This is a genomic window from Nitrosopumilus sp. b3 (genome assembly GCF_014078525.1).
GTDB lineage: Archaea > Thermoproteota > Nitrososphaeria > Nitrososphaerales > Nitrosopumilaceae > Nitrosopumilus.
In genome coordinates this window covers 71,570-86,891 of the sequence record NZ_MU078696.1, presented here as the reverse complement: position 1 = coordinate 86,891, position 15,322 = coordinate 71,570, and the positions used below count along the sequence as shown (strand labels likewise).

Genomic DNA, 15,322 nt, shown 5'->3' with positions numbered 1-15,322 from the left:
AATGAGTGATGCTGCCATAGTCACTGTGAGAAATTCATCTACACGTTTGCGTAATAAAGCAATAATGAACGTCAAAGGAGAATTAAAAACAATAGAGGTCGTAATTAAGAGAGCAAAAAAAACAGGATTTACAGTAATTTTAGCAACATCAAAGTCAAAAGACGATGATATATTTGAAGAAATAGCAAAAAAAAATAATGTGAAAATTTTTCGAGGATCATTATTAAATAAAATTAAAAGATGGTTTGATTGTTTTAATAAATTTGATATTGAAAATGCACTTTTAGTTGATGGGGATGATTTATCATATAATTATGAAATAGGTAAAAGAGCCATATCAGAATTAAAAGCGAAATCAGTAGATTTGATTACACACCCCAAAGAAATCATTACAGGGTTTTTTACATATGCAATTAATAAAAAAGGAATTGAAAAACTATATTCTATAGCTAATCTAGAAGAAACCAACACAGATGTAATAACTAGATTTATTGAAAAAGCTAATCTCACCAGTGATTTAGTTATATTAAAAGAATTTGAAAAAAATGAAAATGTAAGATTTACTTTAGATTATGAAGAAGATCTAGAATTTTTTAGAAGATTATATAAAGAAATAGAAATAGAATCCAGTGGAGAAGAAATTTTAGAATATTTAAAACATAACAAAGAGATAATTGAAATAAATTTTTATAGACAAAAAGAGTTTCTTGAAAATCAAGCTAAATTCAATGCAAGTATAAAATGAATTAAAAATTCTTTTTTGTCGGAAATATTTTCATGGACCAAATTGATTTTGGCATTAATCCTTCTAAAAAATCTCCGTAATTTTCATTTTTAACATTTTTAGTTACAAATTCACATGCACTTTCCAAAGCAGTTAGGGTATTTTCAATATCTTTTTCAGAATGAGAAAAACAAATGAAAGTACCTCCTAACACAGACATAAAAATGCCTTTTTTTATCATTTCCTGTAATATGAGAGATTTCATTGAAAGGGATTCCTTCTTAGTTGAATCAAAGCATTGCATGTGCATTCGTATCGGATAGCCATACATCTTTGCATCTAAACCAAATTTTTCGACAGTTTTATTCCATCCGTAAAATAATTTTTTTCCAATATCCCAACAATGAGATATTGTGTTCTTTTCTTCCATTTCTTTAATAACCGCATAAGTTCCTGCAAGAGAAAGATTTTCACTGTTATTTGTGGAAGAAACCCATAATTCATCAAAAGTTTTCATAAATTCAGATGGGCCAGTAATGCAAGAAATTGGAAGGCCGTTTCCCATCCCCTTACCAAAGCAAACCAGATCACCTTTAATGTTGAAATATTTTTGTGCACCCGCAATATCAAATCTGAATCCAGTTACAATTTCATCTAAAACTAAAAGAGAGTCATTCTGAGTTGCTATTTTTCTAACTTTATCAAGGAAATCATTTTGTGGTTGCTCATACATGGTTGGTTCTAAAACTACAGCGGCAATCTCATTTTTATTATCTTCAAAAATTTGTTCTAGACCATCTACATCATTATAATCAAAGATTTTTATCAATTCAGAATTAAATTTTGGAACTCCACCATCTCTACTGACCATTGCAGCTTGCCAGTCATGCCATACACCGCCAGAACCACAATAAGCAATTTTATCTCTTTTAGTAAAAGCTCGAGCCGCACGAACTGCTGCAGTTACTGCATTTGAACCAGATTTTTCAAATTTTGCCATGTCTGCATATGGGATTACTTCACAAATTTTTTCAGATAATTTTACCTCTATAGGATGTGGGAGAGAAAATAGAATCCCCTCTTTTAACTGTGAAATTATAGCTTGGTTAACGGGTTCATAGTTATAACCAAGTGTTATTGGACCCAAAGCCATCAAATAATCAATGTATTCATTTCCATCCACATCAATAAAATGAGAACCTTTTGCAGATTGAGCATATACAGGGAAAACTCCTTCAACATATGATGGGGCAGCTCTACTAAAAGTTCCAGTAAGATGAGGAACTACTTTTTTTGCTCTATTCTTAAGATTGTTAGAATTTGTTAATGATCTGTCCACAGTATTGTTTAATTTTTGAATCTATTAATCCTTTTTAAAATATAGTATTTTAAATAAAGCATTAAAGTGATTCAATGTCTTTTGAATCAGAGTCAAAATGATCATTAAAATTAAATTTATTTTTTTTCTGGTAAATTTTGATTAATTATTTTAATTAATTCTTCACTAACTCGTAATCCTGATTTTCCATCAAATTTATAGAGAAAATTTTTAGTTGAGTTAAACGATTTGTTTGAAATGTTGGCATTATTTGTAAAATCAATAATCATGTCATTTAAATGAGATATATCAGTGCATTTCATAACATTCCCAAATTCTAATCCTTCTTTAACAAAAGGAAATAAAGGAAAATTGAAATTGAAATCTAGTAAAATCATCTTTGCCCCTACCAATGAAAGTTCAGAATGAATTGTTGAAAATCCAAATGTTATAACTAGATCATATTGTCCTAAAATATCCCAAATATTTTCATTTTGATAAATTTTTGAATCATTTCTTAATTTTTGAAATAGATTATGATATTTTGTTTTGTTTTCAGATGCAGGATGTATCTTAAATGAAAATGAAAATTCCGATTTTTTTGACAATTCATTTATTAAGTTGGTGATAAATGATGTAAATTTATTTTTATTCCATATACCATGTTCCAATAATGCGTCAGTGATTATCAAGATTGAAATTTTCTTGGAAACAGTTTGTTTTGGAACATAATTTTTTGAATTTCTATATAACTGATCCCAATAAGGACTGCCAGTAACACATAATTTTTCTTGTGGAATACCGATTTTTTTAAGAGGTTCTATCCATGATGGATCTGGAAGTAAATGCAAAACTGGAAATTTAGTTATAGGAAGTTCTTTACGTAAGAAGTAATTATAAAAAGATGAAAAGTATTTTTGTATAAAATTATGTTTATAACCAGCAGACTTTTTGGTTCTATTAAGAAATCTTATTTTATAGATGATAAAGGTCAGCCTTCTTAAAAAAAATTTTTGGTCATCAGAATCAGTAGGAAGTGAATTTGAAAAAATGTTTCTCAAATAAAAAATAATTTTGGCATATCTAGTCATGGAATCAGATTGTTCATATCCATATCCAAAATAATAAAATGATACTAATGGAATCTTTAATTTTTTACAAGCTAAGCTGAATGCATACTGTATAGGTTCATAATTAGGACCAATCATGACACAGTCAGGTTGTATTTTGTCCAAACAGTCTATTGCGTCAGTAAAATCATGAATATCTAAAATATTAAAATCTGGAAAATTAAAAGAATTGAGTTTATCAGGTTGATATACAAATAAGTAAAAATCTAAATTTGTTAGTTTCTTGAGATCTTTTATTATTTCAGAAACATATGTAATTCTTACACTTTTATTATTTGGAGAAACAGGTGAGGGAACTAAAATTTTCATTAGAAATCTGTAAATTAATTAATGTGATGATCTATAAATAATTAGAATCCAAATTTTTATGAATAAGGTTATTTATGGTACTTTAGAAAAATATTGAGTGTTTGAAGGGAAAAAAATTCTTATCACAGGTGGAACCGGTTCTTTAGGTAATGCACTTACAAAGCGTCTTTTAGAATACGATATTGACACAATTAGAATTTTTAGTCGTAATGAAGATAAACAAGTAAAAATGCGTTCTGAATTCAAAGATGAAGATCGTTTAAGGTTTCTCATAGGAGATATAAGAGATCTTTCTAGGTTAAACAGAGCATTTGAAGATATAGATATTGTTTTTCATGCTGCTGCGTTAAAGCATGTTCCAGTGGTTGCATACAACCCATTTGAAGCTGTGAAAACAAATGTGATTGGGAGTCAAAATATAATAGATGCATCGTTACATGAAAATGTTGAACTAGCAATAGCTATTGGTACAGATAAAGCAGTATCTCCTTTGAATACCTATGGTGCAACAAAGCTTTTGATGGAGAAACTCTTTGTTACTGCAAATAATTACATTAACCCTGCAAAACATAAAACAAAATTTGTTGCATTAAGGTACGGTAACGTATTGGGAAGTAGTGGGTCTGTTGTTCCATTATTTATCAATCAAATAAAAAATAACCAGAAGATAACCATCACTGATCCTGAAATGACAAGATTCAGTATTACAATGAATGATGCACTTGATTTTATTTTAGAGTCGTGTAAAGAGGTAAAAGGTTCCGAAGTTTTCATTCCTAATTTACACGCATATACAATTAAAGATATCAAAAATGCATTGACTGAATTATTAAATGACCCAGGTGAAGAAATAATTGGAATCAGAGAGGGTGAAAAAATGCATGAAATATTGATTAATCATGATGAAATGCGTTATACATGGAAATTCAATAACAAATATGTAATATTGAATGAAAATAGGAAAACAAAAGAGGTTGAAAATAATTATAAAGATATTTCAAGAGTGAAAGCATCATCAGAATACGATTCTAATACTACTAAAAAAATATCTAAAGAAGAATTAAAAAAGATTATTTTAAATTCAGGTCTAATAGAAAATTAAATATTAATACGTTTACCAATTTTACCACTTTTTATAATTAAATCAGAAAATTTGTGTGAATTTATTCCATTATCTAAACCTATAATATTTGAAGGCTTTTTTTGTTTAATACAATGTAAAACATGTTTTATTTCTTGTATATACATGTCATTTGTATTCTCTTTGATTGGATAAATGATCCATTTGTTATTTTTTGAATTAAATACTTTGATTTTATTTTCTTTTAATGACCAAAAAACTATTCCATTTTCACATAATATTTCAACCGAGCGTCTGTATTCTCGACGAATAAAATCGAGGTGGATTGTACCAAGAAGATTATTCTTAAATTTCAAAATAATTTCTGCAATTCCTTCAACATCGGTTTTTATAATATCAGTTGTTACATAACTAGATTGAATTTCTTTTGGGTTTCCAAATAACCAAATCAGATAATCGATTTCATGAGAGCTGTCATGAATAATTCCACCACCTAATCGCTTTACTGCAGAATAATTTTTTTTATAATTTTGTTTTGGTCTCCAGTCAGGAAGATATTGACCAAAATAAGCAGATACAGAAAGAGGTTTTCCTAATTGCTTTTTTTGAAGAATTTTTTTTATATTATTTAAACCAGAATTAAATCTAAAAGTATAACCAACAAAAACTAAAAGATTCTTTTTTTTAGATAATTTTTGTAATGATAATATTCCTTTTGAATTTGAGGATAGGGGTTTTTCAATAAATACATGACATCCATGTTTTAAAGCATTTATGGCCAATGTAATATGAGTGGATGGCGGGGTACAGATAAACAAGCAATCATAACCGTCGTAAATCAATTGATCAGTAGAATTAATTTTAAATTTTTTTGATACAAAATCAAGTTGATTTTTTTCTACATCATATAGATAGATACAATTCCTAGGAATTATTTCAACAAGATTTGCAATGTGACGTTGACCAATAGATCCACCACCCAAAACTAATATCTTCAAAATAGATCAGTTTTTTATAAATTTCAATATGTAATTAATTGTATCATCAAGATCAATAGAGTCACGACCGATTTTAGGAATATTTTGCAGAAATTGGGATGAAATATGTAATTGTTTTATGTCTTCAAAGGAAACTCTGGAATTAATTCCTCTATTGATTAATTCGTTAGATATGGCCATTTGTTCAGGATGGCTATCATCTGCCAGATAAAAAAATGGAGTTCCATTACTTAAACACTCAGAAATTAAACCATATCCACATTTACAAATAACTAAATCTGCAATTGAAACTAAGTTTTGACCTTCAACAGTATCAGAAAGATCATGTGTTGTTATTGAATCTTCAAACTTTGTGTTTAAAGATATGATTTGGACATTATCATCATATGAAAATGAAATTTTATTTTTCGAACCACCTAAAGCGAATAGGACACATGGTAATGATTTTTTAATATGATATAGTTTTCTGATCTCATCTAAATTTTCAGTTAGATTTCTTGCAATCAATTTAATTTTATATTTTTTTTTAAAATGATTCATCTCGGTTCCCAACGGTAGTTGAAGACAAAAATCAGCCAAGTCATAATATTCCTTAAATTTTAATCTAATATTTTCTGGAAGGAATGTTAAAACATCATACCAAGAAAAATTTGAGATGACAACTGATGGAATATTTATTGAGTTTGCTGCAATTAATGGCATTGGCGATACATCAGATATGATGAGATCGGGGTTTTCATACTTTAGAAATTCTACTTCTTGGCTAGAAATGCTATTAATATTATTTATCCAATTAGAAATTTTCTCAATTGATTCGTTATGATTGATAGATATTCCATCAGAATTTAAAACAGGTCCAATGTCAGTAACACCTTTTTTAATCTCAATTCCAGGCAAGGATTTTTGGAGAAAATCTATAACATTAGAATTTCTGATTATTATCTTGATTCCATAGGTTTGTAATTTTCTAATAAGAGCAACTGAACGTGTAGCATGTCCCCTTCCATGATCGGTTATATAATAAATCAATTTTTTCAATTTATAAAATAGTTGTGAATCTGTTTTGATAAATGGGTTTCTAGGTTAAGAATAAAACTAATAGTCACGCCAATTTGATATTGCTTGTGGATAAAACTGTCATTATAGGATGTGGGTTTTTAGGATCTAAAATTTTTACTAATTTAAAAAATAACAACAAAAAAGTTATTGGAACAAATTTTCAAAATACATCAAATGAATTTAAGAAATTAGATATAACAAATTTTGATTTTGTAAATAGTTTTTTAAATAAAGAAAAACCAGATTTAGTAATTAATTGTGCAGCAAATACAGATATTGACTATTTAGAAAAAAATGAAAAATTTGCAAATATGGTAAACGGTATTGGAGTAAAAAACATTGCAAAGACATGTAAACAAATCTCTTCAAAATTAATTCATATTTCCACAGATTCAGTGTTTGACGGAACTCTGGGATTATACACAGAAGAAGACGATGTAAAGCCCATCAATGTTTATGGAAAATCAAAATTATTAGGAGAGGAATTACTTCAAGAAAATTTAGATGATTTTATAATTATTAGAACAAATTTATTTGGATACCATCATCAAGGAAAATTTTTATTCAATTGGATATTAAGAAATTTAAAAGAGAATAAAGAATTCACAGGATTTGAAGATATTATTTTTAATCCTTTAGAAATATCATTTTTGAGTGATTTAATATTAAAATTTGGAAATATGGAATATTCAGGTATTATTCATCTTGGTTCTGATGAAATTATAAATAAATATAATTTTGGATGTGAGATTGCGGATACTTTTGGTTTCAATAAAAAACTTATAAAAAAAGGATCTATTGAACATTCAAGTTTGATTGCAAAAAGACCAAAAAATACATCGTTATCAAATTTAAAGGCAAAAAAAATACTGAAAATGAATTTTCCTTCATTAAAAGAACAAATATTAAAAATTAGAGAGGAGATTAAGATAAACTATAATGACAAACAAAGCCATTAAAATTGGAAAGAGGAAAATAGGTGAAAAGCGTCCTTGTTATATCATAGCAGAAATAGGTTCAAATTTTGATGGAAGTTTTTTAAAGGCAAAAAAAATGATCAAACTTGCAAAAAATGCAGGAGCAGACGCAGCAAAATTTCAAAGTTTTACTACTGAGCAAATTTTATCAAAAAAAGGATTTGAGAAAAAAACAACTTTTCAGTCTAAATGGAAAAAACCAATTTGGGAGGTTTATAAAAATGCAGAATTTCCTTTATCATGGCATAAAAAACTAAATGAATATGCAAAGAAAATTGGAATTGATTTTTTATCAACACCTTATAATTATGATGCAGTGAAATTATTAAAAAAAATCAACATTTCAGCAATAAAGATAGGTTCTGGAGACATAACAGATACAGAATTTTTGAAAGTGGTTGCTAAGACAAAGAAACCAATTTTTCTTGCTACTGGAGCAAGCACGATGAAAGAAGTAAAAGAAGCAGTTAATGCAATCAAATCATCTGGCAATAATAAAATAATTTTAATGCAGTCAATTACTCAATATCCTTCTCCAATAGAGGAAGCAAACTTAGGAGTTTTAAACACCTTTAAAGATAAATTTAAGCTCAATGTTGGATATTCTGATCATTCTCCAGGTTCATTGATAATTTTGGCAAGTGTGGCATTAGGTGCATGTGTAATTGAAAAACATTTTACAGACAATGTAAAATTAAATGGGCCAGACCATCCTCATTCTATGAATCCTAAGGAATTTGCAAAGATGGTAAAAGAGATCAGATTAATTGAAAGTGCAAAAGGAAATGGAATAAAAAAAGTGGAAAAAAGTGAAAAAGAGACAAGAATCATACAGAGAAGATCAGTATTTACAATTAAAAAAATTAGAAAAAATGAAAAATTTACCAGAGACAACATTATGACATTAAGACCATTCGTAGGACTTCCAGCCTCAGAATTTGGTAAAATTTTGAACAAAAAGGCAAAAAGAGATCTTGATGAGTACGTAGCTATATCTTTAAAAGATGTTTGAATTGAATGTGAAAAAATGGAAACAATTAATGAATTTTCAATAGATGAAATAGAAATAACAAAAAATGTTGAGAAATTATTTAAAGAATTATTTCCAATTTGTAGAAGTATTACAGGTAATGGAGTGAGAAAATCATTAAAAATTTTAAATCATGTAACAGAATTTACCGTAAAAGAAATACCATCTAAAACTCAATGCTATGACTGGATAATTCCAGATGAATGGAATATAACAGATGCATATATAGAAGATGAAGAAGGAAAAAGAATAATTGATTTTCAAAAAAATAATTTGCATGTAATGAATTACAGCATTCCAATTGACAAATGGATGTCATATGAAGAATTGAAAAAACATTTACACACTCTACAAAATTTACCAGATGCAATACCATATAGAACTACATATTATAAAAGAGATTGGGGATTTTGTTTAGCATTTAATGATTTTTGTAAATTAGACAAACAAAAAAAATATCATGCAGTAATAAATTCTTCACTTGAATTAGGTTCTCTAACATATGGGGAGTATAATATAATGGGGAATTCAGGAAAAGAATTTATTTTTTCGTCATATTGTTGTCATCCGTCACTTGCAAATGATAATATGTCAGGAATGATACTATGGATAATATTATTAAAAATTCTAAAATCTTTAAAATTAAAACATTCATACAGATTTGCATTAGTCCCAGAAACAATTGGTGCAATAGCATATCTTGCAAAAAATGAAGAAATGATGAGTAAAGTGGATGGAGGATTTGTATTAACTTGTGTAGGAGGACCAAGTAAATTTAGCTATAAAGAGACATTTTTAGAAAATTGTTTCATAGATAAAATTGTAGATGAGTCATTTAAAGAATCAAATGTAGATTACATAAGATATCCATTTGATATCAATGGAAGTGATGAATCACATTTTTCTGCACCATATTTTAGAATTCCAATAGGAACAATTTGTAAAGACAAATATTATGAATTTGATTATTATCACACATCTCTTGATAATCTAAATTTTATAAAATCAAAAAGTATAGTAGATACATTAAAAATTTATCTAAAAATCATTTCAAAATTAGAGAAAATTGAAATTATTAAAAATAAAGATAATTTTAAAATCAAAAAAGCCAAAAATAAAACATTGACTTCTTTAAACCCATTTTGTGAACCAATGTTAAGTAAAAGAAATTTGTATCCGTCTACAGGAGGACAGATTGCTCAAAAGGCAGTTAATTTTTCAAAAAATCATCATTCAAGAGAGTATGAAGTAGATGAAAACAACAGACATTCAGGACTCATGATTGATGCACTAAGTTGGCTAATGTTTTATGCAGATGGAATTAACACTATAGAAGATATTTCTAAAAGATCTGGATTGAAAAAAGAATTGTTATATAAAGCAACTAAAATTTTGGTAGATCATAAATTAGTTTTAATAAATGAATAATTGTAAAAATTAAAAAGTGAAATTTAGTGCGTGAAAAAATTAAATTTTAACGAATTTGTTTATCATATTGTAACGATTTTTTATATCCAGCATCACGCTCAAGATCTCTATTAATTAAAAAAAAATTGGGATCATTTGAAATAATTTTTATAATGTCATTAAGTGAGAAAATAAGTTTTGGTCGAAATTTTTTATAAATTTTACGTATTAATTTTAGATCTAATGGTTCATCAACAGTTAATCGTATATTAGAAAAATTTTTTTTATTTTCATAATTAAAAATTTTAAAGATTTTAGAATTCTTTTTAATATAAGGAGTAACATGTTCAATTTCAGATTTCCATTTTGCAGAGTGAAATGCTTGCTCTAATGCTTGAAATGAAAAAATTTCGACATCAAGACCATCAGGAAATGTAGGTTTTATTGTATTGGATAAATAATCATAGTCATGATTCAAATAAACATGTAACATTTGTTGGATTAATTTTGGATCTATTAATGGACAGTCAGACGTTATTCGAATAATTATATCAGCATTAAATTTTTTGGCACATTGAAAAAATCTATCTAAGACATTATGTGTTTTTCCCTGAAAATATTGTATATCATTATTTTTTGCAATGTTTACAAGTACTAAATCTTCTTTCTTTTTTGTAGTTGCCAACACAATAACATCAATTTTAGGAATTTGTTTTACTCTGTTAATTACATGCCAAATCATAGATTTTTTTTGAATTAATTTTAAAACTTTTTCTGGGAATCGAGTGGAGCCAGTTCTTGCCTGAATTATTAAAACTATTTTTTTAGTCATGTTAATTAAAAATTATTAGTTTTTCTAACTATAGAATCTTTAAAAATCTTAACTGTTTTTTGTGGCTTCAACAACAAATGCAGATGCCATCAAATATCCTCTCCAATCATTAGGCTGCTCTTGTTTTAAACTTAATTTTTCAAATAATTTTGGGTATTTTTTATGGAAAATAGTTGGAAATGAATGATAATGATAAAAATGTAGTTTATTCACAGTAAAATTATTGGGTTCAAAAAGATCTTCTTTAATGGATAATGGATTATGAAATTTAGCATAAATGTCTGTATAAGATAGTTTTTTTGTATTTTTTGTTTTAGATTTTTGTACATCAAATTTATTCATCAAATATGATTTAACTTCTTTTCCGATTGATCCTGATAAAGATTTTTTATTCAAGAGTTGATTTAAGAAAAAATCTAATGAATATTGATTGAATGTAAAAATAGAAAAAAGATCATTTCGAAATTCTATGAAAACTTTACCATTTTTGTTTAGGTATTTTTGAAGTTTCATCAAAACTTTAGATTCATTTACAATATGTGGAAAAACGCCTGAAGCAATGATTGCATCAAATTTTTTTTTAGGAAGAGTGGAAGGATTTTCTAAATCTCCAAAAAAGATTAAATCAGGACTAAATCCAGCTTTGATAAGTTCATTTTTGCCTTCTTTTATCATCTCTTTAGAAAAATCAAATCCTTGTACCATATAACCTTCTTGTAAAAATTTTATCATCGGACCACAGGTACCACATCCTACATCTAAAATCGTTTTAATTTTATTTTTTTTTAATCGATCCAATATGATATTCATTCTAAGATAATTTGATGGATATGAAGAATAATTTTTCTTATACATTTTTGTGTAATCTTTAACCTCTTGATCATAATACTTTTGTACTTTCTTTGAAATGGCACTAGATGTCATACTTATGTAAGCAAATTCATACACATATAGAATTTTCGGAAAAACTAGAAATAGATTTAATCAAAATAATTTTGGTTAATAGTATTAGCAAGAAATTTTGATGCAGTACCCTTATTTACTAAATATTGTTCTACAAATTTTTTTCCTTTAGAAATAATTTCTTCACAATATTCCTTGTTATGTAATATATCATCAAGGGCTTTTTTAAATTCATCTAAGTTTTTTACTAATACCGTTGCACCACTTTGAATAATGTCTTCCTCTTCAAATCCCTTAGGGTCTGAAGGAAAAGTGATGGTTGGAATACCCAAAATCATCGCTTCTAATAATACAGTAGACCAATCTGTTGAAATTAAGACCTCAGAGTCGAGAATGTAATCAAAAATATCTCCCGTTTTATGAATAGGAATTGAAGAATTCACATTAGAAATTATTTCTTCAATATTATCAATTGGTGATTTAGCAGGATGTAATTTTATAATTAATTTTTTTTCAGGTATGTTATTAACAATTTTACAAATTTCTTTTATATTATTTTGATAATTGGTATGAACTAATATATCAAATCCATTATAATCCCAACCAACTATAACATTTGTTGCAAGTAATATTTTATTAGAAGGTTTTTTCTGAAAAAATTGGAAATAACCATCGTGCCTTAAACTACCAGATAAAATGAGATGATTTTCTGGAACATTCATTTCTAACAAATAATTTTTAATTTTTTCTCCCCATACAGATTCTTTTAAGTTAAGATGAGGGATTATGCCTGCAATTGGAATAAATTGTTTGATATATTCATTTTGTGGATAAATTCCATGTTGTAATAAAATTCCAGGAATTTTCAAATTATGAGCCACAGCAAGTATAGCACGTTCTTCAAAACCCATATCATACATTGTAACAAGCAATTTAATTTTCTTGGTTTTAAAAAATTCTTTAGATAATTCAATTCGTTTTAATGCTTCTTGAAATCTTTTTGTACAATTAGAAATAAAGTGACTTTTCATTGATGGCCAAAAAGTTTTTCCATTTAAAGAAAAGATAGTTTCTAATAACTTATCATTCGAAAACATTATTTTTAATTGATTTATGAGTTCTTTGTGTTTTTCTAAAATTTTTTGATGAATATTAGAAGGAATGTTATCTAAATGAAGAATTTTACAATTAAATTTTTTTACAATTTTTAAACTTTGAAAATTCCAAACTGCAGGCTTTCGTTCATTTAATAAAATAATATTTATTCCTAAAGATGAAAGTTCTTGTAAAAAACTCTCATAAAAAATATTATTAAATTCCATCAAAAGAATAGAATTGGATTTATCATCAGATTGATCGTTATATTTCAAATCAAAAATAAAATTTGTAAATGATTCAGCAATTCTTTTTATCTTAAGAGCAGAATCTCTAGATGTATGTAATGTCAGATGTTTATTGCCCACACTGATAGGTATCTCAACACGATCAGAATAGAAATTAGATTCCTCTTTATTTGGATATGAAAATATATCAATTGATTCAGAAGAACATATTGATTTAATCATTAATGAAAGATTTTCAGAGGTGTAAATTTTGGACGGTTTTTCTTTTTCTAAAATTCTCATAACACCAATAAAATATCTTATGATTTGAAACAAATATTGATAAAATTCTTGTTCGATCAACCAACCTAAATTTATATTGTCAATATCAAGAAATTCTAAAATGCCTTTTTGTTTATGCCAACCTAGTGTTTTCTCGAGCGCAGATTTTTCAATTAATCTTTTATCAGAGTCATTGATGTAAGTTTCAACAATTTTATGATCGATGTTTGATTTTGAAAGGAAAAGATGATCTTGTACTTCAAAACAAATTATTTTTGAATCTTCAGATTTTGATTTTTTTATTAATTCATCAATATTTGAGTATTTATCTATCAACAATAAAGTATCAGCCAAATATCATTACCTAATCATTTTTATTTTCAATTGGAACTTGAATTTTTCCATTTTTTCCAGTCATAGTTTTCAAAAACCACATTATCCATTTCATCATCATTTGGTTTCCAGGCAATATCTGCTAATGTAAGTACTCTGGATACATCATCAGAAATATTGACATGGGCAGATGCAACACCATGTGGAACATGGATGATGACGGGTTTTTCAGAGTCGGATTCTATTTCTTTGTATGAACCTGTTTTATCCTGAATTATGAACATAACTTTTCCATGTATGCAAGTAAAGTAGCTATGTCGTTTTTTGTGAAGATGTGGTCCCTTGATCTCGCCAGGATTTACAGAACTTACATAAACCATTCTAGGTGTATTTTTAATAATTTTATCCCAATCGCGCCAGATTACAGTCAGATTACCGTTAATATGGCCATCATGAACATCTTTGGTTGAATGAGTTTCAAGATTTGTATGGAACAACTCATCATCCATGTGTTTGAGACTAAATTCTATCATTAAAAGGATACTTTTTTACGACATCAAACAATAATAGGGAAGATATTTTACTTTATAAAAAAATGCATCTGTATGAAGTTATTAGTAACAGGTGGACTTGGTTTTATAGGAAGTAATTTTATTTTAAGAGCACTTGAAACATCGGAAGATTATGAGATAATCAACATCGATGATGAAATGTACGGTTCAAACCACAAAAATTTATCAGCGTTGGATAATTCAAAAAAGTACAAATTTGTTAAAGGCAATATCAATAATTTGGAATTAATTGATAATATGGTATCAAAATGTGATGCAGTAATAAATTTTGCAGCAGAATCACATGTAGATAGAAGTATTTCAAATGCAAAACCGTTTATTGATTCTAATATTGTTGGGGTTTTTTCAATTTTAGAAGCAATAAAGAAAAATAAAAAAAGACTAATTCATATTTCAACAGATGAAGTTTTTGGAAGTTTAGAGAAAGGAACTGCAGATGAAAAATTTAATTTTAATCCATCAAGCCCGTATGCAGCATCAAAAGCTTCTGCAGAATTATTGGTAAAGTCATATGTGAAAACATATGACTGTGATTGTGTCATTACTCGTTGTACAAACAACTATGGTCCCAGACAGTTTCCAGAAAAATTAATTCCCAAAGTAATAATTTTAGCAAAACAAAATAAGCAGATTCCCATATACGGTTCCGGGAAAAACATCAGAGACTGGATTTATGTTGATGATCATTGTGATGTAATATTAAAAGTATTAAAAGAAGGTAAAAAAGGCGAATCATACAATATTTCAGCCAACAACGAGATTGATAATTTGGCAATCATTAAAAAAATTCTTGCACTAATTGGAAAGTCTACAGATATGATGACTTTTGTTGATGATCGTCCAGGTCATGATTTTAGATACAGTTTGGATTCTACAAAAATTAGAAAAGAATTCGGATGGAAAGAAAAAGTAAATTTCGAAGAGGGGATGAATAAAACGATGAATTGGTATCTGGAAAATAAAGAATGGTGGGAAACAATTCCTGAGAAAGAATGGAAAGAAACCCCCTGGAAAAAATCTAATTAACTTATTAATACACAAAAAA

At 27.3% G+C, this 15,322-nt stretch carries 14 protein-coding genes; 6 read left to right on the top strand and 8 right to left on the bottom strand.

Annotated elements, in window-relative coordinates; genetic code table 11:
- Position 1 precedes the first annotated feature (1 nt).
- Positions 2 to 745 (top strand): cytidylyltransferase domain-containing protein, encoded by a 744-nt coding sequence (locus tag C6990_RS06540; protein WP_182129668.1) that lies wholly within the window; start codon positions 2 to 4, stop codon positions 743 to 745.
- 1 nt (position 746) lies between these two features.
- Here the strand turns inward: C6990_RS06540 and C6990_RS06535 are convergent, their stop codons facing one another.
- Positions 747 to 2,063: an aminotransferase class III-fold pyridoxal phosphate-dependent enzyme gene (locus C6990_RS06535; protein ID WP_182129666.1), complete on the bottom strand. Its 1,317-nt coding sequence runs from the start codon at positions 2,061 to 2,063 to the stop codon at positions 747 to 749.
- Positions 2,064 to 2,179: 116 nt separating this feature from the next.
- Positions 2,180 to 3,481 (bottom strand): hypothetical protein, encoded by a 1,302-nt coding sequence (locus C6990_RS06530; protein ID WP_182129664.1) that lies wholly within the window; start codon positions 3,479 to 3,481, stop codon positions 2,180 to 2,182.
- A 97-nt stretch (positions 3,482 to 3,578) separates the two neighbouring features.
- On the opposite strand from C6990_RS06530, the gene C6990_RS06525 reads away from it, so the two are divergent.
- The gene (locus C6990_RS06525) at positions 3,579 to 4,583 is read left to right on the top strand and encodes an SDR family NAD(P)-dependent oxidoreductase (RefSeq protein ID WP_182129662.1); all 1,005 of its coding nucleotides are present in this window, start codon (positions 3,579 to 3,581) and stop codon (positions 4,581 to 4,583) included.
- Here the strand turns inward: C6990_RS06525 and C6990_RS06520 are convergent.
- Together C6990_RS06520 and C6990_RS06515 are read right to left on the bottom strand one after the other, a co-directional pair.
- A complete protein-coding gene (locus C6990_RS06520; RefSeq protein ID WP_182129660.1) occupies positions 4,580 to 5,560 on the bottom strand; it encodes a Gfo/Idh/MocA family protein in 981 nt (326 codons plus the stop codon). The genes C6990_RS06525 and C6990_RS06520 overlap by 4 nt on opposite strands.
- Before the next feature lie 6 nt (positions 5,561 to 5,566).
- On the bottom strand, positions 5,567 to 6,457 hold the full coding sequence (locus C6990_RS06515; protein WP_220463377.1) for a hypothetical protein: 891 nt from the start codon (positions 6,455 to 6,457) through the stop codon (positions 5,567 to 5,569).
- Between the two features lie 227 nt (positions 6,458 to 6,684).
- Between C6990_RS06515 and C6990_RS06510 the strand changes: the two genes are divergently transcribed.
- The 3 genes from C6990_RS06510 to C6990_RS06500 are packed head-to-tail and all read left to right on the top strand — an operon-like array spanning position 6,685 to position 10,054.
- Positions 6,685 to 7,578, top strand: a complete 894-nt coding sequence (locus tag C6990_RS06510; protein ID WP_182129656.1) for an SDR family oxidoreductase — start codon at positions 6,685 to 6,687, stop codon at positions 7,576 to 7,578.
- On the top strand, positions 7,559 to 8,608 hold the full coding sequence (locus C6990_RS06505) for an N-acetylneuraminate synthase family protein (RefSeq protein ID WP_182129654.1): 1,050 nt from the start codon (positions 7,559 to 7,561) through the stop codon (positions 8,606 to 8,608). The genes C6990_RS06510 and C6990_RS06505 overlap by 20 nt, the downstream gene beginning before the upstream one ends.
- Positions 8,609 to 8,623: 15 nt before the next feature.
- A complete protein-coding gene (locus C6990_RS06500) occupies positions 8,624 to 10,054 on the top strand; it encodes a DUF4910 domain-containing protein (protein WP_182129652.1) in 1,431 nt (476 codons plus the stop codon).
- A gap of 46 nt (positions 10,055 to 10,100) precedes the next feature.
- On the opposite strand, the gene C6990_RS06495 is transcribed toward C6990_RS06500, so the two are convergent.
- The 4 genes from C6990_RS06495 to C6990_RS06480 are packed head-to-tail and all read right to left on the bottom strand — an operon-like array spanning position 10,101 to position 14,214.
- Positions 10,101 to 10,865 carry a cytidylyltransferase domain-containing protein gene (locus C6990_RS06495; protein WP_182129649.1) on the bottom strand — a complete coding sequence of 255 codons (765 nt, stop codon included), beginning with the start codon at positions 10,863 to 10,865 and terminating at the stop codon, positions 10,101 to 10,103.
- A 48-nt stretch (positions 10,866 to 10,913) separates the two neighbouring features.
- Positions 10,914 to 11,789: a class I SAM-dependent methyltransferase gene (locus tag C6990_RS06490; protein ID WP_182129647.1), complete on the bottom strand. Its 876-nt coding sequence runs from the start codon at positions 11,787 to 11,789 to the stop codon at positions 10,914 to 10,916.
- A 56-nt stretch (positions 11,790 to 11,845) separates the two neighbouring features.
- A complete protein-coding gene (locus C6990_RS06485; protein ID WP_182129645.1) occupies positions 11,846 to 13,726 on the bottom strand; it encodes a glycosyltransferase family protein in 1,881 nt (626 codons plus the stop codon).
- A 26-nt stretch (positions 13,727 to 13,752) separates the two neighbouring features.
- Positions 13,753 to 14,214, bottom strand: coding sequence for a WxcM-like domain-containing protein (locus C6990_RS06480; RefSeq protein WP_182129643.1), 462 nt, complete (start codon positions 14,212 to 14,214; stop codon positions 13,753 to 13,755).
- A gap of 96 nt (positions 14,215 to 14,310) precedes the next feature.
- On the opposite strand from C6990_RS06480, the gene rfbB reads away from it, so the two are divergent.
- Positions 14,311 to 15,303 carry a dTDP-glucose 4,6-dehydratase gene (gene rfbB, locus C6990_RS06475; protein WP_182129641.1) on the top strand — a complete coding sequence of 331 codons (993 nt, stop codon included), beginning with the start codon at positions 14,311 to 14,313 and terminating at the stop codon, positions 15,301 to 15,303.
- Positions 15,304 to 15,322: the final 19 nt, after the last annotated feature.

Excerpts from the sequence above, each read along its gene's own strand:
- C6990_RS06490 (WP_182129647.1), bottom strand. The coding sequence starts at position 11,789 with ATGACATCTAGTGCCATTTCAAAGAAAGTACAAAAGTATTATGATCAA.
- rfbB (WP_182129641.1), top strand. The coding sequence starts at position 14,311 with ATGAAGTTATTAGTAACAGGTGGACTTGGTTTTATAGGAAGTAATTTT.
- C6990_RS06495 (WP_182129649.1), bottom strand. The coding sequence starts at position 10,865 with ATGACTAAAAAAATAGTTTTAATAATTCAGGCAAGAACTGGCTCCACT.
- C6990_RS06540 (WP_182129668.1), top strand. The coding sequence starts at position 2 with ATGAGTGATGCTGCCATAGTCACTGTGAGAAATTCATCTACACGTTTG.
- C6990_RS06530 (WP_182129664.1), bottom strand. The coding sequence starts at position 3,481 with ATGAAAATTTTAGTTCCCTCACCTGTTTCTCCAAATAATAAAAGTGTA.
- C6990_RS06505 (WP_182129654.1), top strand. The coding sequence starts at position 7,559 with ATGACAAACAAAGCCATTAAAATTGGAAAGAGGAAAATAGGTGAAAAG.
- C6990_RS06480 (WP_182129643.1), bottom strand. The coding sequence starts at position 14,214 with ATGGATGATGAGTTGTTCCATACAAATCTTGAAACTCATTCAACCAAA.
- C6990_RS06500 (WP_182129652.1), top strand. The coding sequence starts at position 8,624 with ATGGAAACAATTAATGAATTTTCAATAGATGAAATAGAAATAACAAAA.